The organism is Pseudomonas rustica, from assembly GCF_049959085.1.
Lineage (GTDB): Bacteria > Pseudomonadota > Gammaproteobacteria > Pseudomonadales > Pseudomonadaceae > Aquipseudomonas > Aquipseudomonas rustica.
Genome location: NZ_CP188200.1, coordinates 2,670,261 through 2,696,742 on the forward strand (window position 1 = coordinate 2,670,261; position 26,482 = coordinate 2,696,742).

General features: G+C 58.0%; 30 protein-coding genes and 3 tRNA genes. 18 read left to right on the top strand and 15 right to left on the bottom strand.

Going from position 1 to position 26,482, the window contains the following annotated elements:
* Positions 1–111: 111 nt before the first annotated feature.
* Complete coding sequence (gene galU, locus ACP3TY_RS12160) at positions 112–951, bottom strand: UTP--glucose-1-phosphate uridylyltransferase GalU (RefSeq protein ID WP_053120371.1); 840 nt, start codon at positions 949–951, stop codon at positions 112–114.
* Between the two features lie 248 nt (positions 952–1,199).
* On the opposite strand from galU, the gene ACP3TY_RS12165 reads away from it, so the two are divergent.
* Together ACP3TY_RS12165 and ACP3TY_RS12170 are read left to right on the top strand one after the other, a co-directional pair.
* On the top strand, positions 1,200–1,388 hold the full coding sequence (locus ACP3TY_RS12165) for a hypothetical protein (protein ID WP_053120372.1): 189 nt from the start codon (positions 1,200–1,202) through the stop codon (positions 1,386–1,388).
* 140 nt (positions 1,389–1,528) lie between these two features.
* On the top strand, positions 1,529–1,816 hold the full coding sequence (locus ACP3TY_RS12170) for a hypothetical protein (protein WP_249342556.1): 288 nt from the start codon (positions 1,529–1,531) through the stop codon (positions 1,814–1,816).
* 3 nt (positions 1,817–1,819) lie between these two features.
* On the opposite strand, the gene ACP3TY_RS12175 is transcribed toward ACP3TY_RS12170, so the two are convergent.
* Complete coding sequence (locus ACP3TY_RS12175; RefSeq protein WP_053120375.1) at positions 1,820–2,050, bottom strand: hypothetical protein; 231 nt, start codon at positions 2,048–2,050, stop codon at positions 1,820–1,822.
* Between the two features lie 71 nt (positions 2,051–2,121).
* Positions 2,122–2,478: a hypothetical protein gene (locus ACP3TY_RS12180; protein WP_159812356.1), complete on the bottom strand. Its 357-nt coding sequence runs from the start codon at positions 2,476–2,478 to the stop codon at positions 2,122–2,124.
* A gap of 211 nt (positions 2,479–2,689) precedes the next feature.
* On the opposite strand from ACP3TY_RS12180, the gene ACP3TY_RS12185 reads away from it, so the two are divergent.
* The 5 genes from ACP3TY_RS12185 to ada all read left to right on the top strand — a co-directional run bounded on the left by ACP3TY_RS12185 (position 2,690) and on the right by ada (position 5,824).
* Positions 2,690–2,992, top strand: coding sequence for a DUF1883 domain-containing protein (locus ACP3TY_RS12185; RefSeq protein ID WP_007946189.1), 303 nt, complete (start codon positions 2,690–2,692; stop codon positions 2,990–2,992).
* Positions 2,993–3,021: 29 nt separating this feature from the next.
* Positions 3,022–3,195 (top strand): hypothetical protein, encoded by a 174-nt coding sequence (locus ACP3TY_RS12190; RefSeq protein ID WP_156316150.1) that lies wholly within the window; start codon positions 3,022–3,024, stop codon positions 3,193–3,195.
* A 93-nt stretch (positions 3,196–3,288) separates the two neighbouring features.
* Positions 3,289–3,999, top strand: a complete 711-nt coding sequence (locus ACP3TY_RS12195; protein ID WP_426620099.1) for a 2OG-Fe(II) oxygenase — start codon at positions 3,289–3,291, stop codon at positions 3,997–3,999.
* A gap of 5 nt (positions 4,000–4,004) precedes the next feature.
* Positions 4,005–4,670 carry a DNA oxidative demethylase AlkB gene (gene alkB, locus ACP3TY_RS12200; RefSeq protein WP_212550775.1) on the top strand — a complete coding sequence of 222 codons (666 nt, stop codon included), beginning with the start codon at positions 4,005–4,007 and terminating at the stop codon, positions 4,668–4,670.
* Between the two features lie 86 nt (positions 4,671–4,756).
* Positions 4,757–5,824: a bifunctional DNA-binding transcriptional regulator/O6-methylguanine-DNA methyltransferase Ada gene (ada, locus tag ACP3TY_RS12205; RefSeq protein ID WP_426620100.1), complete on the top strand. Its 1,068-nt coding sequence runs from the start codon at positions 4,757–4,759 to the stop codon at positions 5,822–5,824.
* A 13-nt stretch (positions 5,825–5,837) separates the two neighbouring features.
* On the opposite strand, the gene ACP3TY_RS12210 is transcribed toward ada, so the two are convergent.
* Positions 5,838–6,821: an MDR family oxidoreductase gene (locus ACP3TY_RS12210; protein WP_053120380.1), complete on the bottom strand. Its 984-nt coding sequence runs from the start codon at positions 6,819–6,821 to the stop codon at positions 5,838–5,840.
* A 190-nt stretch (positions 6,822–7,011) separates the two neighbouring features.
* On the opposite strand from ACP3TY_RS12210, the gene ACP3TY_RS12215 reads away from it, so the two are divergent.
* The 10 genes from ACP3TY_RS12215 to ACP3TY_RS12260 all read left to right on the top strand — a co-directional run bounded on the left by ACP3TY_RS12215 (position 7,012) and on the right by ACP3TY_RS12260 (position 17,454).
* The gene (locus ACP3TY_RS12215) at positions 7,012–9,474 is read left to right on the top strand and encodes an autotransporter (RefSeq protein WP_426620101.1); all 2,463 of its coding nucleotides are present in this window, start codon (positions 7,012–7,014) and stop codon (positions 9,472–9,474) included.
* A gap of 97 nt (positions 9,475–9,571) precedes the next feature.
* On the top strand, positions 9,572–10,633 hold the full coding sequence (locus ACP3TY_RS12220; protein WP_426620102.1) for an NAD(P)H-dependent flavin oxidoreductase: 1,062 nt from the start codon (positions 9,572–9,574) through the stop codon (positions 10,631–10,633).
* Between the two features lie 181 nt (positions 10,634–10,814).
* Positions 10,815–11,582 (top strand): molybdate ABC transporter substrate-binding protein, encoded by a 768-nt coding sequence (gene modA, locus ACP3TY_RS12225; RefSeq protein ID WP_426620103.1) that lies wholly within the window; start codon positions 10,815–10,817, stop codon positions 11,580–11,582.
* A complete protein-coding gene (gene modB, locus ACP3TY_RS12230) occupies positions 11,583–12,263 on the top strand; it encodes a molybdate ABC transporter permease subunit (protein WP_212550761.1) in 681 nt (226 codons plus the stop codon).
* 3 nt (positions 12,264–12,266) lie between these two features.
* Positions 12,267–13,346, top strand: coding sequence for a molybdenum ABC transporter ATP-binding protein (gene modC / locus ACP3TY_RS12235; RefSeq protein WP_426620104.1), 1,080 nt, complete (start codon positions 12,267–12,269; stop codon positions 13,344–13,346).
* Positions 13,347–13,418: 72 nt separating this feature from the next.
* The gene (locus ACP3TY_RS12240) at positions 13,419–14,456 is read left to right on the top strand and encodes a DNA topoisomerase IB (RefSeq protein WP_426620105.1); all 1,038 of its coding nucleotides are present in this window, start codon (positions 13,419–13,421) and stop codon (positions 14,454–14,456) included.
* A gap of 144 nt (positions 14,457–14,600) precedes the next feature.
* Positions 14,601–16,229 carry an ABC-F family ATP-binding cassette domain-containing protein gene (locus ACP3TY_RS12245; protein WP_426620107.1) on the top strand — a complete coding sequence of 543 codons (1,629 nt, stop codon included), beginning with the start codon at positions 14,601–14,603 and terminating at the stop codon, positions 16,227–16,229.
* Between the two features lie 71 nt (positions 16,230–16,300).
* Positions 16,301–16,531: a hypothetical protein gene (locus tag ACP3TY_RS12250; RefSeq protein ID WP_053120397.1), complete on the top strand. Its 231-nt coding sequence runs from the start codon at positions 16,301–16,303 to the stop codon at positions 16,529–16,531.
* A 121-nt stretch (positions 16,532–16,652) separates the two neighbouring features.
* Entirely contained in the window at positions 16,653–16,883 is a 231-nt protein-coding gene (locus ACP3TY_RS12255) for a hypothetical protein (RefSeq protein WP_053120399.1), read from the top strand.
* Between the two features lie 286 nt (positions 16,884–17,169).
* Complete coding sequence (locus ACP3TY_RS12260) at positions 17,170–17,454, top strand: hypothetical protein (protein WP_053120401.1); 285 nt, start codon at positions 17,170–17,172, stop codon at positions 17,452–17,454.
* A gap of 43 nt (positions 17,455–17,497) precedes the next feature.
* Here the strand turns inward: ACP3TY_RS12260 and ACP3TY_RS12265 are convergent, their stop codons facing one another.
* The 3 genes from ACP3TY_RS12265 to ACP3TY_RS12275 all read right to left on the bottom strand — a co-directional run bounded on the left by ACP3TY_RS12265 (position 17,498) and on the right by ACP3TY_RS12275 (position 20,369).
* Positions 17,498–17,755, bottom strand: a complete 258-nt coding sequence (locus ACP3TY_RS12265; protein WP_053120488.1) for a hypothetical protein — start codon at positions 17,753–17,755, stop codon at positions 17,498–17,500.
* A 100-nt stretch (positions 17,756–17,855) separates the two neighbouring features.
* Complete coding sequence (locus ACP3TY_RS12270) at positions 17,856–19,160, bottom strand: MFS transporter (RefSeq protein ID WP_426620108.1); 1,305 nt, start codon at positions 19,158–19,160, stop codon at positions 17,856–17,858.
* 30 nt (positions 19,161–19,190) lie between these two features.
* Positions 19,191–20,369: a M20 aminoacylase family protein gene (locus ACP3TY_RS12275; RefSeq protein WP_053120404.1), complete on the bottom strand. Its 1,179-nt coding sequence runs from the start codon at positions 20,367–20,369 to the stop codon at positions 19,191–19,193.
* Between the two features lie 141 nt (positions 20,370–20,510).
* Between ACP3TY_RS12275 and ACP3TY_RS12280 the strand changes: the two genes are divergently transcribed.
* Complete coding sequence (locus ACP3TY_RS12280) at positions 20,511–21,464, top strand: LysR substrate-binding domain-containing protein (RefSeq protein ID WP_426620109.1); 954 nt, start codon at positions 20,511–20,513, stop codon at positions 21,462–21,464.
* Positions 21,465–21,535: 71 nt separating this feature from the next.
* On the opposite strand, the gene ACP3TY_RS12285 is transcribed toward ACP3TY_RS12280, so the two are convergent.
* The 8 genes from ACP3TY_RS12285 to ACP3TY_RS12320 form a co-directional block, all read right to left on the bottom strand.
* Positions 21,536–21,622 (bottom strand) — tRNA-Leu (locus ACP3TY_RS12285).
* A gap of 195 nt (positions 21,623–21,817) precedes the next feature.
* Positions 21,818–21,891: transfer RNA gene (locus ACP3TY_RS12290), tRNA-Cys, on the bottom strand.
* Positions 21,892–21,938: 47 nt separating this feature from the next.
* A tRNA-Gly gene (locus ACP3TY_RS12295) sits at positions 21,939–22,014 on the bottom strand.
* A gap of 60 nt (positions 22,015–22,074) precedes the next feature.
* The gene (gene pgsA / locus ACP3TY_RS12300) at positions 22,075–22,635 is read right to left on the bottom strand and encodes a CDP-diacylglycerol--glycerol-3-phosphate 3-phosphatidyltransferase (RefSeq protein ID WP_053120408.1); all 561 of its coding nucleotides are present in this window, start codon (positions 22,633–22,635) and stop codon (positions 22,075–22,077) included.
* Between the two features lie 32 nt (positions 22,636–22,667).
* The gene (gene uvrC, locus ACP3TY_RS12305) at positions 22,668–24,491 is read right to left on the bottom strand and encodes an excinuclease ABC subunit UvrC (RefSeq protein WP_053120410.1); all 1,824 of its coding nucleotides are present in this window, start codon (positions 24,489–24,491) and stop codon (positions 22,668–22,670) included.
* Between the two features lie 2 nt (positions 24,492–24,493).
* Positions 24,494–25,135 (bottom strand): response regulator transcription factor GacA, encoded by a 642-nt coding sequence (gene gacA / locus ACP3TY_RS12310; RefSeq protein WP_024012761.1) that lies wholly within the window; start codon positions 25,133–25,135, stop codon positions 24,494–24,496.
* A 127-nt stretch (positions 25,136–25,262) separates the two neighbouring features.
* Positions 25,263–25,706 (bottom strand): GNAT family N-acetyltransferase, encoded by a 444-nt coding sequence (locus ACP3TY_RS12315; protein ID WP_426620110.1) that lies wholly within the window; start codon positions 25,704–25,706, stop codon positions 25,263–25,265.
* On the bottom strand, positions 25,703–26,464 hold the full coding sequence (locus ACP3TY_RS12320; RefSeq protein WP_426620111.1) for a carbon-nitrogen hydrolase family protein: 762 nt from the start codon (positions 26,462–26,464) through the stop codon (positions 25,703–25,705). The genes ACP3TY_RS12315 and ACP3TY_RS12320 overlap by 4 nt, the downstream gene beginning before the upstream one ends.
* Between the last annotated feature and the right edge of the window lie 18 nt (positions 26,465–26,482).

A 26,482-nucleotide genomic window follows, 5' to 3' on the forward strand; every position in this document is an offset into this window, starting at 1 on the left:
GAGACCGTGTCTTTTTTCGGCGCAAAAAAAACGCCCCGAACCAGTCGGGGCGTTTTTTGGCCTTCACACAAATGACATCGTGCGAAGGTGCTACAAACGGATCAAGCGCTCTTAGTAAGCCTTGCCAGTCTTGTAGAAGTTCTCGAAGCAGAAGTTGGTCGCTTCGATGTAGCCTTCAGCACCACCGCAGTCGAAACGCTTGCCTTTGAACTTGTAGGCCATGACGCAGCCGTTCTGGGCTTGTTTCATCAGGGCGTCGGTGATCTGGATCTCGCCGCCTTTGCCTGGCTCGGTTTGTTCGATCAGGTCGAAGATGTCCGGGGTCAGGATGTAACGACCAATGATCGCCAGGTTGGACGGCGCGTCTTCCGGCTTTGGCTTCTCGACCATGCTGTGAACGCGGTAAATGTCGTCGCGAATCATCTCGCCAGCGATCACGCCATACTTGCTGGTTTCCTGCGGGTCGACTTCCTGGATCGCGATGATCGAGCAGCGGAACTGCTTGTACAGTTTGACCATCTGGGTCAGGACGCCGTCACCATCGAGGTTGACGCACAGGTCGTCCGCCAGTACCACGGCGAACGGTTCATCACCGATCAGCGGACGGCCAGTCAGGATCGCGTGGCCCAGACCTTTCATTTCGGTTTGACGGGTGTAGGAGAACGAGCACTCGTCGAGCAGCTTGCGGATACCGACCAGGTATTTCTCTTTGTCGGTGCCTTTGATCTGGTTTTCCAGTTCGTAGCTGATGTCGAAGTGGTCTTCCAGAGCGCGTTTGCCACGACCGGTGACGATGGAGATTTCCGTCAGACCAGCGTCCAGAGCTTCTTCAACGCCGTACTGGATCAGTGGCTTGTTTACCACCGGCAGCATTTCTTTAGGCATGGCTTTAGTCGCTGGCAGGAAGCGAGTACCGTAACCGGCTGCTGGGAACAAGCATTTCTTGATCATATAAGTCCTTGAAAAGGCTGTGTGTACGAGTTTCGGCGCAGTCTAATCAGACGGCGTGCACCTTACAATGCCCCGCGCTGGCTAACCGATGCCATCATAGAGAAATATTCTGGCGGATAGTTCCGCGGGCATCATCGAGCAGCGAAATCAGCGTAGCTCAAAGAATCTACCACCATACGCGCATCATCACCCAGCGCCAGCATTTGCCGGTATCATGGCGCCTTTGAAACAGCGAACGAGACAGATAGATGGCCGAACCAAAAATCATCAACGGGTACACCGTCGGCAAGGGCAAAGATGGCCAATGGCACATTACTGCCACCAATGGCGAGGATGTTTCCGGGCCGCTACCTACCGAAGCAATGGCGATTGAGGTGGCCTCGGTGCTCGACTACACCCCTCCTGCGCCTAAGCGTCGCGGCAAAAATCAAGACTGATTGACCGCGTTACGCCATAAGCCCTGCCAATACGCAGGGCTTTTTTGTGTCCACGTGCAAACAAGTGGCCAATCGCTATAACCTTTTCACGCCGGCGCTGTCAGAGCGTCTAGTCCCCCTACTCGCTGAAGACGACACCTATGAACATAAACAAATTTTTGCCACTGATTGCAGTACTGGCATTGGCCGGCTGCGCCACCTCTGAGCCGACGTATCTGAAAACCGGTGAACAGGGCTTGACCATTGATTGCTCCGGCGAAGCCAATTCCTGGGCCACTTGCTATGAAAAGGCTGACGCCTCCTGCGCTGGCACCGGCTACCGCATCGTTGGCACCGACGGCACACCGCAGCCAAAAGAGAGCGACAAAACGCTGGGCGTTGACGTCGGCAACTACAAAACCCGCAGCGTCGTGGTGGTCTGCAAATAATCGCTACATGTGAATTTCGGCGAACTTGATCCCGAGGCCGCGCACGACTTCGATCAAGTCATCGAGTTTGCTGAACGATTCGACTTCGTCGTTATCGTCGACCAGAAAATAGCTACGACCGGCGCTTTTCTTGAAAAAGACAATCCATTCACCCGAGTTCGCCGGGTTCTGGATGACATGGGTGGCAGAGATAAGGCCCTCTGCATGGCGCTCCCGCACTTGCTCTCGCTTCATCGCGACTCCAGAAATGAAAATGCCGCCACAGCATGACTGTGGCGGCATTGATGCTGATGACGGTTAGTCTATCAGCCAGAGATGCAAGCGTTGGCCGCGTTACGCACATCGCGAGGGCGTACCGGCACATTGGACATGCGCTCGTGCAGCTTGATGCTGCTGCCGCCGGAGCGGTCTTCGATGTCGAACACCGCCGCCGCGCCAGTGGAAAGTTTGCCGGGGACGATCACTTCGACACCGTCCTTCTTCGGTTGAACCTGCAATGCACCACGGCTGTCAGCCAGTTTTTCTGCCAGGCACTGCGCATACTCATGGGGCTTCTTGCCAGAGATCACGACCATGGTCGGCAACGTTTCATTGATTTCGGCAACATTCGCGCAACCACCCAAAGCCAAAACCAACGGCAGACACACCACACCCCACTTCATACAAATCCTCCTTTAAAGACCGTCCGACAGCACAAATGCCGTTTTTCTCCGAGGTCTTCTGCATTTAACCTGCATCCAATCGCGAATATCTGTTCAAAATTGTCAAACCAACGCCCGACGGCCAGATAATAACCCGTGCGGGCTGATAAACTGCGCCCAATCGACAAGCTATCGTTTTGATTTTGTAGAAAAAGCCCTTCTGGAGGCGCCCATGAAATTTATTCACCAGCGCGAGCACCTCAACGAAGACGACATCGTCGTCATCCAGTGCTCGCAAACCTGCAACATCCGTCTGATGAACGACGCCAACTTCCGCAGCTTCAAGAACGGCGGTCGTCACACCTACCACGGCGGCGCTTTCGACACGTTTCCGGCCCGCATCACCGCACCGAGCACCGGTTTCTGGAACATCACCATCGACACCGTCAACCGTCGGCCGATCAGCGTGACCCGCAAGCCGACCCTGACGCACTCGATCAAGATCATCCGCCGCTCCAGCACCAAACTGAGCTGAGCCGATCCCGCCAACGCACACAGGTAAGCATGAACGTGGCCCAAACGACCAAATACGTCATCAAGTACAAACTCAATGGCGAACGCCGCTTTGAGTTCGCGCAGTTGGAAAACGGTACCGCCGAAGAAGCCAAGGCTGCACTCGATGCCCTGCATGACAGCGAAGATGTGATCAGCGAAATCAGCGTCAGCAAAGCGTTGTAAGGCGCCGCTGCGAATTCGACCGCAAGCGGCGGAGTGTTCTGCCGCAGGGATGTGTCTAGCCTGATCACCTCGACTTTGCGTCCAGGAATCAGCATGCCAATGTCCCCTGCCCGACTGAATTCGCTCGACTGGTCAGCGCTGGAGCAGCAACTGGATCAGGATGGTTTTGTCATCATCCGCTCCCTGCTGCTTGGCCAGACGTGTGATCGTTTGAGTGACTTGTACCCGCAGACCGAACCGTTCCGTTCGCAGGTCATCATGGCCCGCCACGGCTTCGGTCGCGGCGAATATAAATACTTCCGCTATCCGTTGCCCACAGCCGTAGAACGGCTGCGCACAGCGTTGTATCCGTACCTCGCGCAGCTAGCGAATCGCTGGCAGGCGCGCATGAATCTGCCCGAGCGTTTTCCGACGACGCACGCTGAATTTATTCAGCAATGTCACGCCGCCGAACAGACGCGCCCTACTCCGCTGTTACTGCGCTATGGCCCGCAGGACTACAATTGTCTGCATCAGGACGTGTACGGCGAACGGTTATTTCCGCTGCAAGTGGCGATTCTTCTGTCAGAGCCTGGCGAAGATTTCACCGGCGGCGAGTTTGTTTTGACCGAACAGCGGCCACGCATGCAATCACGCGTTCACGTCATGGATCTGAAAAAAGGCGACGCCTTGATCTTCGCGGTGAACCAACGACCGGTCAAAGGCGTACGCGGCGACTATCGGGTGACCATGCGTCACGGCGTCAGTCGCCTGCACAGTGGAAATCGGCATACCCTAGGCATCATCTTTCACGACGCATTGTGAACACCATGCAACCGAGCAACTTCGACCTGTTCGCTGACAACGAACCGCAACAACAGCCTCGCGCAGACCAGATCGGTGAACAATCGTGGGTGCTGAGGGGTTTCGCGCTGCCTGTTGTCGATCAACTTCTACCGGCACTGGAAAACGTACTTGAAGCAGCGCCATTGCGCAGCATGATGACGCCGGGCGGATTCAGCATGTCCGTCGGCACCAGCAGTTGTGGCGCTTTGGGCTGGATCACCGACCGCAGTGGCTACCGTTACTCCAGCATCGACCCGCTTAGTGGAGCGCCATGGCCAGCAATGCCAGAGGCCTTTGCTGAATTGGCCCATTCAGCCGCCACCCAAGCCGGTTTTCCTGATTTTGTGGCAGATTCCTGCCTGATCAATCGCTATATCCCCGGCGCCAAAATGTCTTTGCATCAGGACAAAGACGAAAATGCCTACGCCGCGCCGATCGTTTCTCTGTCACTGGGTTTACCGGCGATGTTCCTGTTCGGCGGTTTTGCCCGCAGCGACAAGACCCAACGTGTTCCGTTGCTGCACGGCGACATGGTGATTTGGGGCGGCGTCGATCGGCTGCGCTTTCATGGCGTGTTACCGATCAAACAGGGTCGTCATCCGCAACTCGGTGAGCAGCGGATCAACCTGACCTTCCGCGTAGCCGGATAAGCTTAAGAGTTTGACCGCAAGGCCCGGAGTGTTGTCCTCGCCGGCGCTGGATAACCTGAATCAAACAGGCCAACGGATTAACCTTCATGAAAACGCTTTCGACCCACCTCAACATCGAAAACGATCCACGCTGGGCCGCCGTGGTTGCCCGCGACCCACGGGCGGACGGGCAGTTTGTCTACGCAGTGAAAACCACCGGCATCTATTGCCGCCCGAGTAGCCTGGCGCGCCTTCCAAAACCACAGAATGTGGAGTTTTTCGACAGCGCTGCCGAGGCTGAAGCGGCGGGTTATCGGCCGAGTAAGCGCGCCGGTAAAGATCAGACGGAGGTCAACGCTCAACACGCGATGACGGTGGCGCAAGCCTGTCGGCAGATTGAGTCGTCTGAAACGTTACCGACGCTGAATGACCTCGCGGAAACAGCAGGCTTGAGTCCGTTTCATTTCCACCGCGTGTTCAAAGCTTCTACCGGACTCACTCCGAAAGGTTACGCCGCCGCGCATCGCTCGCGCAGGGTGCGTGAACGCTTGGCGGACGGCGGCTCGGTGACCGATGCGCTGTATGACGCAGGCTTTAATTCCAATAGTCGTTTCTATGAATCGGCCAATCAGGTGCTCGGCATGAAGCCCGGAGATTACCGCGCTGCCGGGCAGAACAACGATATCCGCTTCGCTGTCGGCGAATGCTCGCTCGGGGCAATTCTGGTGGCGCAGAGTGATCGTGGGGTTTGCGCGATTCTGCTGGGGGACGATCCGCACCAATTGGTGTGTGATTTGCAGGATCAGTTTCGCCGCGCCAATCTGATTGGTGCCGATAGCGATTTTGAGCAGTTGATCGCAAAAGTCGTGGGGTTTATTGAAGCGCCGGCCATTGGCCTCGACTTGCCGCTGGACGTCAGAGGCACGGCGTTTCAGGAGCGAGTCTGGCAAGCGCTGCGGGAAATTCCTGCGGGCAGCACTGCCAGTTATTCCGAAATTGCCCTGCGCATCGGCGCGCCAACCTCGATGCGCGCGGTGGCTCAGGCCTGTGGTGCGAACCGGTTGGCGGTAGCGATCCCCTGTCACCGTGTGGTGCGCAGCGACGGTAACCTTTCCGGTTACCGTTGGGGCGTCGAACGTAAGCGCCTGTTACTGGATCGCGAAACGCAGGCCTAGCGTCGGCTGATTATCAGCGATTGACGTCGACCACAACCCGGCCACGAATGCGCCCGGCAAGCAACTCAGGCGCAGCATTAATCGCCTCGCTTAAAGCGATTTCATGGCTGATCAGGGGCAACAAGGCGAAATCCAGATCTTTGGCCAGACGTTCCCAAGCCTGCACGCGACGGGCCTTGGGTTGAGTCACGCTGTTGACGCCCGCGAGGGTCACACCGCGCAAAATGAACGGTGCAACCGAGCCCGGGAAGTCCATGCCCTGCGCCAATCCACACGCGGCAACGGTGCCTTCGGAACGCGTACTGGCGCAGGCGTTGGCCAATGTATGGCTGCCGACCGAATCGATCACCGCCGCCCAGCGCTCCTTCGCCAATGGCTTACCCGGTTCGGACAGGGTTGCACGATCAATGATTTCGCTGGCGCCGAGTTGCTTCAAGTATTCGTGCTCAGAAGCCCGGCCCGTAGACGCCACCACGCGATAACCCAGCGTGTTGAGTAGAGCAATGGCAAAGCTGCCGACGCCGCCATTGGCGCCAGTCACCAGCACCTCGCCTTGCTCCGGGGTCACGCCATTATGCTCGAGAGCGAGAATGCACAGCATCGCCGTGTAACCCGCCGTGCCAATGGCCATGGCTTGTGCAGCGGTGAAGGCTTCGGGCAACGGAATCAGCCAATCGCCATTGAGTCGCGCTTTCTGCGCCAGACCACCCCAATGGGATTCGCCGACGCCCCAGCCGTTGAGCAACACCTTGTCGCCCACTTTATAGTCGGGATGCGAACTGGCTTCGACGGTGCCCGCAAGGTCAATCCCCGGCACCATCGGAAACTTGCGCACCACCGGGCTGCTGCCGGTAATTGCCAGGCCGTCCTTGAAGTTCAGCGTGCTGTAGGCCACCTGCACCGTGACATCGCCGTCGGGCAATTGATCTTCATTGAGTTGCTGCAGGTCGGCGCGGTAACCGCTGTCGTCTTTGTTGATCACAATGGCGTTGAACATGAGTGCCCTCGCATAGCTGGATGTTGAGATGTCGTGCCTTGAAATACCACATCGCAACACGTTGCCACACTCGACTTTGTGCCTGGCTTAAATTTCATCGGGTAATTTCATTGTCGGCGTCTATGCTCTTTCGACTACCCTGCTGATCTTGGCCAAGCCCTCTAGAATCACCTTGTCGATGGAGTTGACGATGTCTCACCCGCGTTCTCTTGTAGTGATGCTGATGCTCAGTCTGCTGGCATTTGGCAATGCGTGGGCGGCGCCTGCCCCGGCTGCTGATGCGGCAACATCTGCAGCACCGAGTGAGCCGGCGTGGCCACAAGTCATTACCAGCGGCAAATCGAAATTGACTGTGTACCAACCGCAACTCGACAGTTGGGACGGTTACACGCTCAACGCTCGCGCCGCTGTCGAAGCTACCGGCGCTGATGGCAAATCCACTTACGGCATCGTCGAGTTCAGCGCCCACACCCTGGTCGACAAGGCCACCCGCTGGGTCGCGCTCGATCAATACAAAATCATCAAAGCCGATTTCCCGGCCGATGCCAGTCAAGCAGACACTTGGGCGGCAACGCTGCAAAAAGACGCCGACAAGCGCAAGAAAACCATTTCCCTTGATCAGCTCGAAGCCGCTGTCGGCGTATTGTCGGCAGAACAGAAGGCAGACAGCGCTCCGCTGGAAAACACCCCGCCGACCATCATCAGTTCCGACGTCCCGGCGATGCTGGTGTACATCGACGGTGATGCGGCGTATCGGCCGGTGGAAGGCACGTCGCTGCAACGAGTGATCAATACTCGCCCGCTGCTGCTCAAGGACGAACAAGGCAAACACTATCTGCACGTGTTTGATGGCTGGATGGTCGCAGACCAGATCAACGGTGATTACACACGTCTGGCAAAACCGCCCGCCGATCTGGAAAAAGCCAAACAGGCCGCCATCAAAAGCCGTCAGGTCGATCTGCTGACTGGGCAAAGTGATCCGAAAGACAAGATCCCCAGCCTGGCCAAACCGCCGCAGCCAAAGATCTTCATTGCGACCACGCCTACCGAGTTACTAGTAACTGATGGCGCGCCGCAATGGCTGCCGATTCAGGGCACCGGCCTGCTCTACGTCAGTAATACCACCGGGCATATCTTCAAGGAAATCGGCGATCAGAACAGTTATGTGTTGATCTCCGGGCGCTGGTTTCGCGCCAGCGACATGAAGGGCCCATGGACGTTTACCCCGGCGGATAAACTGCCGGCAGACTTCGCCAACATTCCCGACGACAGCCCGAAAGAGAACGTCAAAGCCTCGGTCGCCGGCACTCCGCAGGCGAAAGAAGCGGCGATTGCCGCGACCATTCCGCAGACCTCGGCGATCAAGAAAAGCGCGGTGAAAATGACCGCACCGCAGTTCGATGGCGAGCCGCAGCTCAAAGCGATCAACACCACGCCGTTGCAATATGTAGTCAACAGCGCCACACCGATCATCCGGGTCGACAACAACAGTTGGTACGCCGTGGAAAACGGCATCTGGTTTACCGCCACGTCGGTGAACGGCCCGTGGGTCGTGGCCAGCTCGGTGCCGGCGGTGATCTATTCGATTCCGCCGAGTTCGCCGATGCATTACCTGACTTACGTGAAAGTCTATGAGTCCAGCGGTGATACCGTGGTGGTCGGTTATACCCCGGGTTATCAGGGCTCCAATATTGATCCGGTGACCAACGTCGTGGTTTACGGCACCGGTTACCCGTACACGCCGTGGGTCGGTAGCGTCTGGTACGGGCCGCCGGTGACTTACGGTTTCGGCGTCGCGATCCGCTACACCCCGTGGACTGGATGGACATTCGGATACGGTTTCGGCTGGAGTTGGGGCGGCAGCACCGTGGCGATGGGCTGGGGCTGGGGCGCTTATCCGTGGTGGGGAAATTACGGTTGGGGTTACGCCTGGGGCCCGCGCTTGTATCCAGCGCCACTGGCCTGGGGCGGCGCTGCTTATGGTTATCGTGGCGGCGCAGTGGCGTGGGGCCCGGGCGGATGGGCCGGCACCACCGGCAATATCTATCATCAGTGGGGTGACCGCGCGACGGTCAGCCGCTACGGCGCCGGTTACAACGCCTGGACCGGCAATCGCTGGGCAGGTCAGGTCGGCTCCTCCTACAACTCGCGCACCGGTGTGGCGGCCGCCGGTCAACGCGGCGCGGTACACAACGTCTACAACGGCAATTACGCGGCCGGCCGCAGCGGTGCAGTCGTCGGGCCGAATGGCGGCGCTATCGCCGGCGCGCGCCTGACAGAGGGCAATACGCGCACCGGTACGCAGGTCACTGCCAATCGCGGCGCGGTATACAACCCTAATACCGGCAAGACCACCCAATATGGCGCTATCCACGGCCGCAACGGTGGCGCCGCGCAGGTCGGCAACAACGTTTATGCCGGGCGCGACGGCAACGTCTACAAAAAAACCGACAGTGGCTGGCAATCGATGGTCGGTGGTGGTGGCAGCACACGCGCGGCGCCGCTGAACAACAACCCACAGCTGCAAAATCTAAATCGCGATTCCGCTGCGCGTAATTTCGGCAACCAGCGCACCAACAACTTCCACAACTCCTCGCAATTCATGAATCACTCCTTCGGTGGTGGTGGAGGCGGCGGATTCCATCGACGTTAACGGCTTGTGAATTTCGGACTGGCCCTGAGTCCGGTTTTGCTGTTAAAAAACCGGCTCAGCCGTCCCTGCCCGTTTCAACGTTCGGAGTACCGCTTTCATGAGCCAATGGCCAGACACCCGCATTCTTGACCTGTTCGGCATCGAGTTGCCGATCATCCAGGGCCCGATGGCCGGCGCCACGAACTCGTCGATGGTGATTGCCGTGTGCAACGCTGGAGGCTTGGGTTCGATGCCCGCCGCGATGTTGAGCATCGAGCAGTTGCGTGAAGAACTAAAAACGATCCGCGAGCACACCGACAAACCTTTCAACGTGAATTTCTTCTGCCATCAGCCACCGGCAGCCGATGAACAGCGCGCGCGTGATTGGAAGAATTTGCTGGAGCCTTATTACCGCGAACTGGGCGTCGACTTTGATGCACCGACGCCGGTGTCCAACCGGGCGCCGTTTGATGCGCCCGCTTGCGAGGTGCTGGAAGAGTTCCGTCCTGAGGTGGTGAGTTTCCACTTCGGTCTGCCGGAAAAATCTCTGTTGGATCGGGTCAAGGCCACAGGCGCGAAAATCATCTCCTCGGCCACCACCGTCGATGAAGCCGTGTGGCTGGAGCAAAACGGCTGCGACGCGATCATTGCCATGGGCTATGAAGCCGGCGGCCATCGCGGGATGTTTCTCAGCGATGACCTGAGCAGTCAGGTCGGCACTTTTGCTTTGGTACCGCAGGTGGTTGACGCGGTGAAGGTTCCGGTGATTGCGGCCGGTGCGATTGCCGATGCTCGCGGGGTCGCAGCGGCGCTCATGCTCGGTGCGTCAGCGGTGCAGGTCGGCACGGCGTATCTGTTTACCCCGGAAGCGAAAGTCAGTGCCTCACATCACAAGGCTTTGCGTACAGCCAAGGAAAGTGAGACGGCCGTCACCAACATTTTCACTGGGCGCCCGGCGCGTGGGATTCTCAACCGTGTGATGCGCGAACTCGGGCCGATGTCGGCGAAGGCGCCGGCCTTTCCGTTAGCCGGTGGCGCGCTGATGCCGCTGCGAGCGAAGGATGATGCGCAGTTTGCCAATCTTTGGGCGGGTCAGGCGTTTACGCTGGGACGGGATGTCAGTAGTGCGGAATTGACGAGGCAGTTGGCTGAGGGGGCGTTGGCGAAACTTGTGAGGTAGCGGACGGATTTCGCAGCAATTGGAAAGAGGGCGTGCTGCGCGCGCCAACGGGGATAAATCCCCTCGCCACAGGGGAGTGTTTCGCTATATATTTCGCTATATAGCGAAACCACCCTCGCATCGGCGCAGTCCACCTCCAACAATAACTGCCCTCTGCACTTGCCAACAACGGAGCTGTTACATGACCACTCGTGCCTCACGTTTTGCCCCAAATTGCCTGGCCGCTTTGCTGGCGACCTTCGCCATCGGCGCCGCTCAGGCTGATGAAGTGCAAGTGGCAGTTGCTGCCAACTTCACTGCACCGATTCAAGCCATCGCGGCAGATTTCGAAAAAGACACCGGGCACAAACTGGTCGCAGCCTACGGCGCCACTGGCCAGTTCTATACCCAGATCAAGAACGGCGCGCCGTTCGAAGTGTTCCTCTCGGCCGACGACACTACCCCGGAAAAACTCGAGAAGGAAGGCGATACCGTTAAAGGCTCGCGCTTCACCTACGCCATCGGCACCCTGGCGCTGTGGTCGGCAAAAGAAGGCTATGTCGATGGCAAAGGCGACGTGCTGAAGAAGAACGAATACCAGCACCTCTCCATCGCCAACCCGAAAGCCGCGCCTTACGGCTTGGCCGCCACCCAGGTACTGGAAAAACTGAAACTGACCGAAGCCACCAAAGCCAAAATCGTTGAAGGCCAGAACATCACTCAGGCCTACCAGTTCGTTTCCACCGGCAACGCTGAGCTGGGCTTTGTAGCGCTGTCGCAGATCTACAAGGACGGCAAAGTCAGCAGCGGTTCGGCGTGGATCGTTCCAGCCAGCATGCACGACCCGATCAAACAGGACGCCGTAATCCTCAACAAAGGCAAAGATAATGCCGCCGCCAAAGCGCTGGTTGAATACCTCAAAGGCCCGAAAGCCTCTGCGGTGATCAAGTCTTACGGCTACCAGCTCTAAATGTCGCTGACGAGTGCCGATTTCGCGGCGATCTGGCTGACCCTGAAGCTGGCGTCCCTGACCACCGCGATCCTGCTGGTTGTCGGCACTCCGATTGCCCTGTGGTTGTCGCGCACCCAATCGTGGTTGCGCGGCCCGATCGGGGCGATCGTTGCCCTGCCCCTCGTGCTGCCGCCGACCGTCATTGGTTTTTATCTGTTGCTGATGATGGGGCCGCACGGTTTCCTCGGCCAGTTCACCCAATGGCTCGGGCTTGGCACGTTGACGTTCAGCTTCACCGGACTGGTGATTGGCTCGGTGATCTATTCCATGCCGTTCGTGGTGCAACCGTTGCAAAACGCGTTCTCGGCGATTGGCACCCGCCCATTGGAAGTGGCGGCGACCTTGCGCGCCAATCCGTGGGACACATTTTTCAGCGTGATTTTGCCCTTGGCCCGCCCCGGTTTTATTACGGCAGCGATCCTCGGTTTCGCGCACACCGTCGGTGAATTCGGCGTCGTGCTGATGATCGGCGGCAACATTCCTGACAAGACCCGCGTGGTCTCGGTGCAAATCTACGACCACGTTGAGGCCATGGAATACGCGCAGGCCCATTGGCTCGCCGGTGCCATGCTGGTGTTCTCATTCCTGGTGCTGCTGGCGCTCTATTCCAGCCGCAAAACCCGCGCAGGCTGGAGCTGATCGATGATCGAAGCACGTCTGAAAATCGCTTATTCGGGCTTCAGCCTGGATGTCCATCTGCATTTGCCGGGGCGCGGTGTTTCCGCGTTATACGGACATTCCGGCTCGGGCAAAACCACCTGCCTGCGCTGCATTGCCGGCCTGGAGCGCGCCGAGCAAGGCTTCGTGCAAATCAACGACGAAATCTGGCAGGACAGCGACAACGGCATTTTCGTCCCGCCGCATAAACGCGCGTTGGGTTATGTGTTTCAGGAAGCCAGTCTGTTTCCGCATCTGTCGGTGCTGGCCAACCTGCAATTCGGCCTCAAACGCATCGCCAAATCGCAGCGCCGGGTTGATCTGGCACAAGCCACCGAACTGCTCGGCATCGGCCACTTGCTCGAACGCCATCCGCAGCATTTGTCCGGCGGTGAACGCCAGCGTGTCGGCATCGCCCGCGCACTGCTGACCAGCCCGAAACTGTTGCTGATGGACGAACCCCTCGCCGCCCTCGACAGCCAGCGCAAAAGCGAAATCCTGCCTTATCTGCAACGGTTGCATGACGAACTGGATATTCCGGTGCTGTACGTCAGCCACGCGCAGGACGAAGTCGCGCGACTGGCCGACCATCTGGTGTTGCTCAGCGACGGCAAAGCGCTGGCCAGCGGCCCGATTGGCGAAACCCTCGCGCGTCTGGATCTGCCGATGGCAATGGGTGATGACGCCGGGGTAATCATCGAAGGTCAGGTCAGCGCTTACGATGCGCAGTACCAACTGCTGAGCCTGCAACTGCCGGCCACGGACATGAGCATTCGCGTGACCCACGAGCCGATGGCCGTCGGTCAGGCCCTGCGCTGCAAAGTGCACGCGCGGGACATCAGTCTGGCGCTGCACAATGACGCCTCCAGCAGCATTCTCAATCGCTTGCCCGTCACGGTGGTCAGCGAACAAGCGGCGGACAATGCCGCTCATGTGCTGATTCGTCTCGATGCCGGCGGCACTCCGCTGCTCGCGCGCATCACCCGCTACTCGCGCGATCACTTGGACATCCATCCGGGCCAGCAACTCTGGGCGCAAATCAAGGCAGTTGCAGTGCTCGCATAAATCATTCGGCACCACGGCGAGAGCGCGCGGTCAATCGTTTTACAGACCGCCGCGCCACTTAAGGAAGTCGCCATGTCCGAAACCGAGCTGACCGATGCACTGCCATCCGACCTGCACTACGTCGATGACACGCAGCCCGGCATCACCCGCAAAAAACTGCGCGGCAAGTTCGCCTATTTCGAGCCGTCCGGTCAGCGCATTACCGACCCTGACGAAATCAAACGCATCAACGCCCTCGCGGTTCCTCCGGCCTATGTCGATGTGTGGATTTGCGCCGACCCGCGCGGTCATCTGCAAGCTACAGGCCGCGATGCCCGGGGTCGCAAGCAATATCGCTATCACGCTCGCTGGCGCGAAGTGCGCGATGCCGACAAATATTCGCGGCTGCGCGAGTTCGGTCTGGCGCTGCCGAAACTGCGCAAACAACTGGAAACACTACTGGCCGCGCCCGGTTTTAGCCGCGATAAGGTTATGGCCACGGTGATCACTCTGCTCGACGCCACGTTGATTCGCGTCGGCAACACGCAATACGCCCGCGACAATCGCTCTTACGGGCTGACCACCCTGCGCAGCCGCCATGTCGAAGTGAATGGCAGCGCGATCCTGTTTCAGTTTCGCGGCAAGAGCGGCATCGAACACCAGATCACCGTCAAGGATCGACGCCTCGCGCGGATTATCAAACGCTGCCTGGATCTCCCCGGACAGAATCTGTTTCAGTATCTGGACGAACATGGCGAGCGCCACACCGTCAGTTCTTCCGACGTCAACAACTACCTGCAAACCCTGACCGGCGCCGATTTCACCGCCAAGGATTACCGCACCTGGGCCGGCAGTGCCTTGGCCTTGGCGGTGTTGCGTGAACTGCAATGGGAGTCGGAAACCGAAGCCAAACGGCATGTGGTCGACATGGTCAAAGGCGTCGCCAAACAGTTGGGCAACACGCCAGCGGTGTGCCGCAAGTGCTACATCCACCCAGCGGTGGTGGAAAAATTCATGCTCGGCGCCCTCGCCGAACTACCGCGCCCACGCGTTCGAAAGGGTCTGCGCAGTGAAGAAGTGGCCCTGGCGATGTTTCTCGAACGGATGAGCGAGATGGCCGTCGCGCCTTGATCGTCCGGGCATCGTCGTCTAGGCTAGCCACCTTCCCCTCTTCAGGATGACCGCAGAAGTGAACAATCAGGCCTTCTAAAAATGCAATCGCGACAGTCGCCGCTTGGCGTTTGTCAGTCTTCACGACATTTTTTGGAGGTGCCGATGACTCACGTCTCGCGTACGCCTGCCCTCGTCTCGCTCAATCAGCTGAGTTTCCAATTCGCCAATGGCGAGACGATTTTCAACGCACTGAATCTGCAGTTCGATCATGTCCCGACCGCGATTGTCGGTCGCAACGGTGTCGGCAAAAGCCTGCTCGCGCGGCTGATTGCCGGGCAGCTACAGCCCACATCCGGGAGCGTTTCAAGCGCAGTGCCTGTGATGTACGTACCCCAAACATTTGTCGGCGCCCCTGGCCAAACGGTGGCGGACGCGACGGGGACAGCCCAAGTACTTGAAGCATTGCAGCGCCTCGACCATGGCAATGCTAGCGCCGACGATTTCGACATCATCGGCGATCGCTGGGATTTGCCGGAACGCTTACGGCAGATGCTTGATGAATCCGGACTCAGCGATATCGCTGATACCGACCTCACCGAAAACCTCAGCGGCGGCCAACAAGTCAGAATCGCCCTGATCAAAGCGCTGTTGAGCCAGGCGCAATTGCTGGTGCTGGATGAGCCAACCAATCATCTGGACAGCGCCGGTCGCCAATGGCTGCTGAGATCACTACAACACTGGCGCGGCGGACTGATTGTGGTCAGCCATGATCGACAGTTGCTGGAGCGGATGCAGCGGATCGTCGAACTGACGCCGTTGGGCGTAAATGTTTTCAGCGGCTCCTACTCAGCCTTTACCGAACAACGGCGTCTGCAACACGCAGCCGCTCAGGCGCAACTCGATCAAGCCAGAACCGAACGCCAGCGCGAGCGTTCCCGCCTGCAGCGCGAGCACGACACGATCCAGCGCCATGCCGCCAACAGCCGTCGCAATGCGCAAACCGCGAACGTCTCCAGCATCGAACGCGCCGGCATGAAAGGCGCGGCGCGGGACATCATGGGACATGTGCGCGTTGGCCATCAGGCGCGTAAATCCGATCTCGATAACCGCGTGAGTGAGGCGTTTACAAAGGTGCTGCCCGAAGACAGCGTGCTGATCAATCTTCCGGGCAGCGTGGTGCCGAACAGCCGCCAAGTCTGCACGCTCGTGGACGCGTGTCTGCCGTGGTTATCGCCGGCGAGCCGACTGAGTCTCACGATCCGGGGACCGATGCGCATCGCCGTCAGTGGCCCTAACGGCTGCGGTAAATCGACCCTTCTGAACATGCTCGCCGATGAACTGGAACCGGCCAGCGGTACCTGCACGACTCATGTACCGATGGCATTTCTCGATCAACAACTGCGTCTGCTTGATGACGGAAAATCCATTGTTGACCAGTTGCTGGCTCAGCAAACACCGTTGAGCGAAGGCAACCTGCGCAGTTATCTGGCGCACCTTCAACTAAATGCCCAGCGTGCGACGCAGCCCTGCGCTTTGCTCAGCGGCGGTGAACGCCTGAAGGCTGCACTGGCATTGGCGTTGTGGCGCCAGATTCCGGCGCAATTGCTCTTGCTAGATGAACCGACCAATCATCTGGATCTGGCCTCGGTGGAAGCTTTCGAACAGTCATTACAGAGTTTTCCCGGCGCCATTGTCGCGGTTTCCCACGACCAGACGTTTCTACAAGCGTTGAATCCAAGCCATCGGCTAACGTGGCAGCCAAGCGGTTGGCTGCTGCAACCGACGAGTTGAGCTGACTATTTTTTGCACGATTGCCACAGGCTTCTATAGTTGATCTGACACGAATCAGCTGCGGTGACGCCATGGAAGACATTTTCGTTGTGAAGCGTTGCAACAAGATCATCATTCATGGTCGTCGCGCCGAGGACAGCCAGCACGAACCCGCCGAAGCCATCGGCTGGTTTCGCATTTGCGATACACGCACAGGCGGTTTCATCGGCGATGGCTACGACCGGGAGGAAGACGCACGGCGCGAATGCCTGCGTCTCAACGCAGCGAGTTCGATATTGCCGGCTCGCGAATCGTCAGCCTGATGCTGATCATTTGCGGGTCTATACTGAAACCAGCTGAGGGAGCAGCGCCCCAACGGCATAAAGCTCGCAGTTCGCGGGCTTTTTGCTGCCGCTCAGCGGTTTCACCGAACGGAGGTGTTCCATGTCCGAAAAAGAGTCCATCACCACCCTCCTCACCCTGCTCGACGCCCGGCAGGCGCGCCTCGCGGCCGCTTGCAAAGAGATCGCCGACTGGGTTGATCATCAAGGCGGTCACCCCACCGCCCTGCGTATTCGCGATCGTCTGAATGACATCGAGAAAGACGCGCCGTTGATTCGCAACACGCTGTCGGCGCTCAGACCCATTGACCGGCCTCTGCCACGGTTTAGATAACAAACGCGAATAGCACGAACGCCCCGCTGCGACTTTCGATCGGGGCTCTAGAGCGGCGACAGCTGTGTTACCGAGGGATTATCTGTCCGGCGTTTATATTTTCCTCGTTGATTTGTTTATTTTCACAAAATCATCACATCTACGCGCTTACTGTGAAGTCACTCCTTTGGAGATCACACTTAACACCCGCCCGCATGCGGGTGTTTTTTTGCCTGAAATTTGGCTCGGCGAACACCTGCGGCTATCAGTGGTCACAATTTAGTACACGTCACAAAGGAGACGATTCATGGTTATCCATTTCAACGTCGATGGTCATTTAGCCTGCGGTCATAAGGGCAAACATCTCACTGCCAGCCGCGAACTCAATCGCGTGAAGTGCCGCAGCTGCCGTAATACCGATGCGTACAAGCAAGCCAGAAAAGATCAGCGTAACGCGGCTCGACGCGCAACACGCCAGGCCAAAACCACACACCACGCCGTCAACTGGCGGTCCTCATGGGTAGAGCGTTTGGCTGCGATGCCGGGGCGTCAACGCCTGCCTCGCGGCTTTGCCGGACAAGCCTTCGTTTAGTCCGCAATAAAAAATGGGCCGGCGAGTGCCGGCCCATTGCTTACTAGTTGTTGCCCTGAACATCCTTCACGGTCTTTAAAGCCCGATTCGTTAAATCAATACACTTCTGTTTGTCGCCTGCCTTTTGCGCGGCCTCGGCATCTTTACGGTCTTGCTGGATATTGCCCAAAGCAGGCTGTCCCATCACTGCCGTCTGTTTGAGGTCGTGCAGTTTCTGCAAGTTAATGGCGCACAAGTCATCAGCGGCAAACAGCGGTGTTGCAACAACCAAAGACGCGAAGAACAGACCTAATCGTTTCATGACGAATTCCACCTGTTTGGACTTGGGAATTTGACTATAGATGCTGAATTGAAAGAGCGACGGCCAAGGCACATGAAACGCTGAAACAAACAGCCGAACACTAATCCAGCGGCTTGCCGGCGGTCTCCTTGACCCTCATCAAACCGATCAAGGTCAGACCGACGCAGAACATCATGTACAGGGCTGGCGCGTTGTTATTGCCCGTCAGCCCGATAAGCCCGGTGGCAAAAAACTGCGCAAAGCCGCCAAAAACAGAGACGCCCAGGCAATAAATGATCGACAACCCGGTCGCACGAATCGCCCGTGGAAACAGCTCGGTCACCAGCACCAGTGTCGGCACGGTAATCAGCACCAACAGAAACGTGGTGACCAATGAAACGGCCAACAGTGTTATCAGCGTCGGGTACAGATTCATCAACATAAAGGCCGGATAAATCAGCAGCAGCATCGGAATGCAGCCCAGCGCAATCGTGCGCCGCCGACCGATGCGATCACTCAACCGCCCCGCCCAGATCGACAAGCTGATCTGCACCAGCGCGCCGAGACAGGCAGCCGTCGTGCCCATGGTCATCGGCAGATGCAGGACAGTCACGGTGTAGTTGGTCATGTAGTCGAGCACGATATAGCTGGATGCCGTGCTGCCGATCACCAACAACACACCGCTGACGACCGTGCGCCGATAGTCCCGGAAAATGACTCGCAGACTGGGCGTCGATTCACTGCCCTCTGGCGTTTCAGCGGCGGTTTCCTTCAAGTGACGGCGGATGTAGATGCCGACCGGGATCACCAACATCCCCAACACAAACGGCAGGCGCCAGCCCCAGCTTTCCAGTGCCTCAGCGCTCAAGAATGAGCTGAGCGCCAGTGCCACCAGCGCGCCGAGCATGAAGCTCAACCCCTGACTGAACAGCTGCCAACTGCCATAAAAGCCGCGACTGCGATCGTCAGCGTATTCCATCAACATCGCTGTGGAGGCGCCCACTTCGCCACCGATCGCAAAGCCCTGAACCAGCCGCGCCAGCACGATGATCACCGGCGCCGCGATGCCGATCTGCGCGTACGTCGGCGCAATCGCAAACATCAACGAACCCAGCGCCATCAGCCATAACGTCACCATCATTGCCGGTTTACGCCCAACGCGGTCGGCGTAGGCGCCCAGCACCAGACCACCAATCGGGCGCATGCCGAAGCCGACACCAAAGGTTGCCAGTGACAGCAGCAATTGTCCTAACGTGCTTTCGACCGGGAAAAACTGCCGACCAATGAGCGTGGCAAAGAAGCTGTAAACAGAAAAATCGTAGAACTCCAGCCCAGAGCCGATGGTGATCGCGGCAATGGCACGCGCGCCAAGCGGTTTTCGAACTGAAGAAGTCGCAGGTATTGCGCTGGAAACAGATGCAGACATCGGGTGAACTCCTCAAAGATCGATCACGAATCAGCGCAGAAAGGTTTCGACCAGGCGCACCCAATAGCTGGCCCCTGTCGCGAGGCATTGATCGTTGAAGTCGTAACCCGGGTTGTGCACCATGCAGCCACCCTCGCCATCCCCGTTGCCAATCAGCAGGTAGCAGCCGGGGCAGCGCTGCAACATGACGGCGAAATCTTCGCTGCCGGTCAGCGGTTGCAGATCGCGGATTAGCCCCTCCTCACCCAGCCAGTCCACGGCAACCTGTCGGGCAAATTCGGTGCTTTCGGCATGGTTGATCAACGGCGGAAAACGCTGGGCCTGATCGACGACGACTGTGGCACTCGCGCCGAAGCTTGTTGCCTGCGCTTCAGCCAGGTCGGTGATTCGTAAGATCAATTCGTCGCGGACTTCAGGTTTCAGTGCGCGCACGCTCAGTTGCAGTTCGGCGTGATCGGCAATGACGTTCGGGGCGATGCCGGCGTGGAAGGAGCCGACGGTGACCACGGCAGTGTCGAGCGGATTAACGTTGCGCGAGACGATGCTTTGCAGCGCCATGACAATTGCAGCGCCGACAAACAACGGATCAATGGCTTTGTGCGGCATCGCGCCATGCCCGCCAATACCGTCGACTCGAATGGTCACGGTATCGGTGGAGGCCATGAACGGCCCCGGTAAAAAACCGAGCTTGCCGACCGGCAGGCCCGGCATGTTGTGCATCGCAAACACTGCATCGCAGGGAAACAGTTCGAACAAGCCGTCATCCAACATGCGTTGCGCGCCGCCATCGCCCTCTTCTGCGGGCTGGAAAATCACTACCAGCGCGCCATCGAATTCGCGACTGTCGGCCAGATGTCTGGCAGCAGCGAGCAGCATCGCAGTATGACCGTCGTGCCCGCAGGCATGCATCACGCCATCGTGTCGGCTGGAATACGCCAGGCCCGTTTGCTCAACAATCGGCAAGGCGTCCATGTCGGCACGCAGGCCGATCATTTTACTACCGCTGCCGTTGCGCAACAGTCCAACGACGCCGGTGCCCGCCATGCCGCGATGCACCTGATAGCCCCATTCTTCAAGTTTTCCGGCAACGAGGTCGGCAGTGGCGAACTCCTCAAAGCTCAATTCTGGATGGGCATGAATGTGTTGCCGCAGCGCAATCATTTCTTCCTCGATCGCGCGGATACCGGGCAGCGCAGGCAAGTCGATCATCACGTACTCCTCATTTTTTAAAGTCTTGTTTTCGGGTGTTCCGCTGATAGGCTGCGATGCTAATCAGTTGGCGATGGCCGTGGCAGTCGCAAAAAGCGGGGGCTGAAACCCGCTGGTTTACACCTTTGACTGGGAGAAGTGATGAAGCTGCATCAATTGCGCGCGCTGGTGATGACCGCCGACTGCGGGAGCATTCGTGCTGCCGCGCGGCAACTGGGTGTCTCGCAGACCTCAGTCGCCAAAGCGTTGCGTGAGCTCGAAGAACACCTGCATTTGCCACTGCTGGTGCGCAATGCCAACGGTGTGGTGCTGACCCAATACGGACAGTCTCTACTGCAACATGCGCGGCAGATGCTCAGTCAACTGGAGCGCGCGCAACTGGAACTCGCGCATCTGAGCCACGAGGCGCAAGGCCAGTTAAGGTTGGGGATCTCGCCTTGGATGGGCATGACGTTATTGCCGGAAGTGGTGATGCTGTTTCGTCAACGCATGCCAAAAGTGCGTCTGGAGATTTTCGAGGGGTTGATGGCGGTGGCGCTGCCAAGATTGCGTGACGGCACGATGGAATTTGCGGTTGGCCTGGTCTCATCGCTGCTACCGCGACCGGAGTTCGTCAGCGACCCCCTCTTTGCCTATCAGATGGCGGTCGTTGCCCGCCGCGAGCATCCACGGCGGCACAGCCAATCCATTCATGAATTGCTCGATCTGGATTGGGTGGTGAACTACCCGGATGCCAGTCACGAAGGCCTGATGACCGAACTGTTCTGGCAACACGGTGCGCAGATCGATATGCAACACATCCATCGCGCGCACTCCCCTCAGCTGACGTTATCGATGATTGAGCAAACTGACATGCTCAGTTACTTCCCCGAGCCGATGTTAACCGTGCCGATGTATGGCGAGCGTGTCGCGCGACTGCCGCTGAAGGAAGCGTTTGCGACTGACACGATAGGCATCGTCACCACCCGCAATGTGCAGTTGGGCGTGGCCGCTCAGTGTTTTGTTGAATGCCTGACGCAGGTTATACGCCGTCGCGCGCGTTCGGCGCGCAAAGAGGATGTCCAGTTGTTCGATACGCTGGAATTGTTGATCTGAATACTCGGCGGGTTTTTCTGGGCACAAAAAAGGGCTTGCATGAGATATGTCATGCAAGCCCTTGATATTCATGGTGCCCGAAGCCGGAATCGAACCGGCACGCCCTTACGAGCGGGGGATTTTAAGTCCCATGCGTCTACCAGTTTCGCCATTCGGGCGGTAGCGCGGTGTTGCTGTCTCCGACTGTTCAGTCGCGATCCAGACAGGATGCAGGCTTGAACAGCCGAGCGGGAAATATATACATCACTCCCCGGTGAAGCAAGTTCGCATTGGCTGTTTTAAAGACTAAATCTTACAGCGCAGTGCAAATAAAAAAGCTCCGTAAATCATGGATCTACGGAGCTTGTTTATAGTGGAGGCCGAGGTCGGAATCGAACCGGCGTAGGTGGATTTGCAATCCACTGCATAACCATTTTGCTACTCGGCCTCAAAACGTTTGCTATCAGTAGCACAACAACAAACGCGTTTTAAACTTGGAGCGGGAAACGAGACTCGAACTCGCGACCCCGACCTTGGCAAGGTCGTGCTCTACCAACTGAGCTATTCCCGCTTGGTGATGCGCATTCTATAGAATTAAGAAGCTCCGTCAACCCCTTGATTCAAAAAAGTTTTATTTCTTTTCAACATCGGTCTTCAGATGCGGCCAGGCAGCGCGAAGGTATTGAACCATCGACCACAACGTCAGGCCTGCGGAGATCATCAACAGCGAATAACCCAGAATGACCCAAAAGGTAAAGTCCTTCGGATTGGCCAACAGGATCACCAGCGCGAGCATTTGTGCGGCGGTTTTCCATTTGCCGAGATTGGACACGGCGACATGCGCGCGAGCACCCAGCTCGGCCATCCACTCACGCAGTGCCGACACGACAATCTCGCGACCGATGATAACGGCGGCTGGCAGAGTCAACCACAGGTTGCCGTGTTCTTGCACCAACAACACCAATGCGACGGCGACCATCAGTTTGTCAGCAACCGGGTCGAGGAAGGCGCCGAATGGCGTGCTTTGCTCCAGGCGACGGGCCAGATAACCATCCAGCCAGTCCGTTGCAGCGGCAAAGGCAAACACCGAAGCGGACGCCATGTAGCTCCACTGATACGGCAAATAGAACAGCAAAATAAAGATCGGGATAAGCAGGACGCGTAGAACGGTAATCAGATTAGGGATATTCATCGGCACAACTGGCTACGAGGTGAGGGGGCATTCTACTCGCTATGCAGGTTCGCATAAATCGACTCTGCGAGCTTTTTACTGATCCCCGGGGCTTTGGCGATCTCTTCGATGCTGGCACGAGTCAGCTCCTGCAATCCACCAAAATGTTTGAGCAAATCTCGACGCCGGGTAGGCCCGACACCGGCAACGCCTTCCAGCGTTGAGGTACGCCGGGTTTTGCCGCGACGTGCGCGGTGCCCGGTAATTGCAAAACGGTGCGCTTCGTCACGGATCTGCTGGATCAGATGCAGCGCCGGCGAGTCGCCGCGCAGCGTGAACTCATGCGCCGCATCATTCAGATACAGAGTTTCGAAACCGGCCTTGCGCGTTGCGCCTTTTGCAACGCCAAGCAAGATCAGATCCGGCACAGCCAATTCGTTGAGCACGTCACGCGCCATCGACAACTGACCTTTGCCACCGTCCACTAGCAGAATGTCCGGCAGCTTGCCCTCGCCTTCCTTCAGCTTGCTGAAGCGTCGGGTCAAGGCCTGGTGCATGGCGGCGTAATCGTCGCCCGCTGTCACACCTTCGATGTTGTAGCGGCGGTAATCGGATTTGATCGCGCCTTCCGGGCCGAACACCACGCATGATGCGACGGTCGCTTCGCCACTGGAGTGACTGATGTCGTAGCACTCCAGACGTTGCGGAGGCTCGTCCAGATTCAGCACTTCGGCCAATGCTTCGAAACGCGCAGCGGTGTGTTGGCGGTTGGCCAGACGCGCACTCAGTGCCTGTTCGGCGTTGGTGACCGCCAACTGTTGCCAGCGCGCTCGCGTGCCACGTACCCGGTGACTGATGGCTAATTCACGCCCGCGCAATTTGTGAATGGCTTCGATCAGCGTCGGGAAGTCTTCGTGGACGACGTTGACGATCAACTCGCTAGGCAGATCGCGTTCCGGGCTGCTGATGAAATACTGCCCGAGAAACGCCGCCATGACCTCAGAGACGTCTTCTTCAATCCCGACTTGCGGGAAGAAATTCTTGCTGCCGAGCACGCGCCCGCCACGGACACTGATCAGATGCACGCAGGCACCGCCCGGATTGACGAACGCAGCAATGACGTCGATATCGCCCGTACCGCCTTCCATGCTCTGCTGATCCTGAACCCGGCGCAGCAAGGCGATCTGATCGCGCAATTCGGCGGCGCGCTCGAATTCGAGGTTGATCGCTGCCTCCTCCATCGCCGTCGACAGTTCATTGGTCAGCGCGTGGCTACGCCCTTCAAGGAACATCACCGAGTGACGCACGTCTTCGGCGTAGACCTCAGGCTCGACCAGGCCGACGCACGGCGCTTTGCAGCGTTTGATCTGATATTGCAGGCACGGACGGGTGCGGTTCTTGTAATAGCTGTCTTCGCACTGACGGACGAAAAAGGTCTTTTGCAACAGGCTGAGACTTTCGCGAATCGCCCCGGCGCTCGGATATGGCCCAAAGTATTTACCTTTGGCCTTTTTCGCGCCGCGATGAATGCTCAGACGCGGGAACTGGCCGTCCGACAAAAACACGTAGGGATAGGATTTATCGTCGCGCAACAGAATGTTGTACGGCGGCCGCCATTCCTTGATCAGCGTCTGCTCGAGTAGCAGCGCCTCGGTTTCGTTGGCGGTGATGGTCGTTTCGACCTGAGCGATACGCCCGACCAGCGCAGCGGTTTTCGGCGCCAGCCCGGTTTTGCGGAAATAACTGGCCAAACGCTTCTTGAGGTTCTTGGCCTTGCCGACATAGAGCAGGCGCGCATCGCTGTCGAACATGCGATAAACGCCGGGGCGCCCACTGACGGTGGAGAGAAAGGCGCCGGAATCGAATACTTCAGTCATGGTCAGGCGCTGGCATCGACCATGCCGTGTCGGACTGCCAGAAGGGTCAACTCAACATCGCTGCTGATCGAGAGCTTCTCGAAAATACGGTAACGGTAGGTGTTCACGGTTTTTGGCGACAGGCACAACTTGTCGGAAATGATCTGCACTTTCTGACAACCGACAATCATCAACGCTATCTGGATTTCGCGCTCGGACAAGGCATCGAACGGCGAGTCGTTGGTCGGCTGAAAGGATTTGATCGCGAGTTGCTGAGCGATCTGCGGGCTGATGTAGCGCTGACCGGCAAAGACCAGGCGAATGGCCTGAACCATCTCTGGCAATCCCGCGCCCTTGGTCAGGTAACCAGCGGCACCTGCTTGCAGCAACCGTGTCGGAAAGGGATCTTCTTCGCACACAGTGACGGCAACCACCTTGATATCCGGATGACTGCGCAGCAGCTTGCGGGTGGCTTCAAGGCCGCCGATGCCGGGCATCTTGACGTCCATCAGCACCACGTCGGGCTTCAACTCACGCGCCTTGATCAGGGACTCTTCCCCGGACTCGGCCTGGCCGACCACTTGCAGGCCATCGATATCGGCCAGCATCCGTGTAATGCCTGTACGAACGAGATCATGGTCATCGACCACTAGCACCCTAATCAAGCAGACACCTCGCGATATGGTCTTATTGGGATGCCCGACACCTTAGCAAAAAGAGCCAGACAGACCTAGCGGAAAGCCGCATTTAAAAAGTTTCAATTCATCTTTGAGGTCTTGCCAGCCGTGGCTTTCAGAGCACAGGCGTGCTCAAATCGAGCTGCATGCGCAGGAAACACTCGTCCTTTCCATGAAGCTGTAGTCCTTTTCGCTGATACAAATTTTTTGCCGGATTGTTTTCGAATACCGTCAGCCGCAAAGCCGTACGCTTCTCATGGCGAGCCATCTCGATAACCTGATCAATTGCCCAGGATCCCGCGCCCTGCCCCTGAAACGCTTCAGCCAGCTGCAATTCACGTATATACAGTGCCCGCGCATCGCGGCTCAGGCTGAGAAACCCCAGCGCTATATCATTGCGGGTGACCAGCCAGTTTTCGCGGCCCGTCCAGGCGACGTCAAAGGCTTCATCCTGCCAAAGCAGCTCATGTTGAATGTAGTACGGCAACATGTTCCTGCAGGTGAGATCGCGGGCGAACGCCAAGTCCTCAGACGTTGCACGACGTAACCGGAACGTCATCGTGGCAGATCCACTGCAACAACCCGCCCGCTCCATTCGCCATCATGACGCTGTGCGACTACCAGACAATCGCCCGCTCCAGCTGCCGAAGCCACAAGATCGCCAGTTTCTGACCAGATCGCACTGCGCCCCGCAGACTGCCAGCCGCCGGTGAGACCTCCGTGATTGGACATCAATACGGCCATTGAATGTTGACGAGCATAGCCCTGCAGCAACGCAGAATCTGGCTCGTAGCCTTTCTCGCTGATCAATACACCCGCCGCGTACAGATTGGCACCCTGGTCAGCGGCAGCGACCGCGTGGCTGGCGTGATTGAAATCAGCGCAAACCGCCAGCGCAACCTTATCGTCACCCATTCGCAGTGTTGCACCGCCGATGCCGGGGGCGAAAATCCGCTCCTCGCCCGTGTGCAAATGTTGTTTGCTGTAAACACCGAGGGATCCATCAGCCCCCAAGACCAACGCGCCAATCCATACCGCAGTTGGTTTGTCCGCCCGGATCGGCATCCCGACGACAGCGGTGATGCCCAGCGTTCGCGCCAGATCGCGTAACGGTTGAATGACCGCATCGTGCGGATCAATGGCCAACGCTGCTGCCGCCTCACCTTCATAACCGGTCAGCGACAACTCCGGAAAGACCAGCAACTCGACGCCCTGCTCCGCAGCCACTTCGATGAAGCAAAAATGGCGTTGGATATTCGCCGCAAGATCCCCCGCAATGGAGATGGATTGGGCAGCAGCAATAGTCAGCGTCGACATGGTTCATCCTTGGTTTCA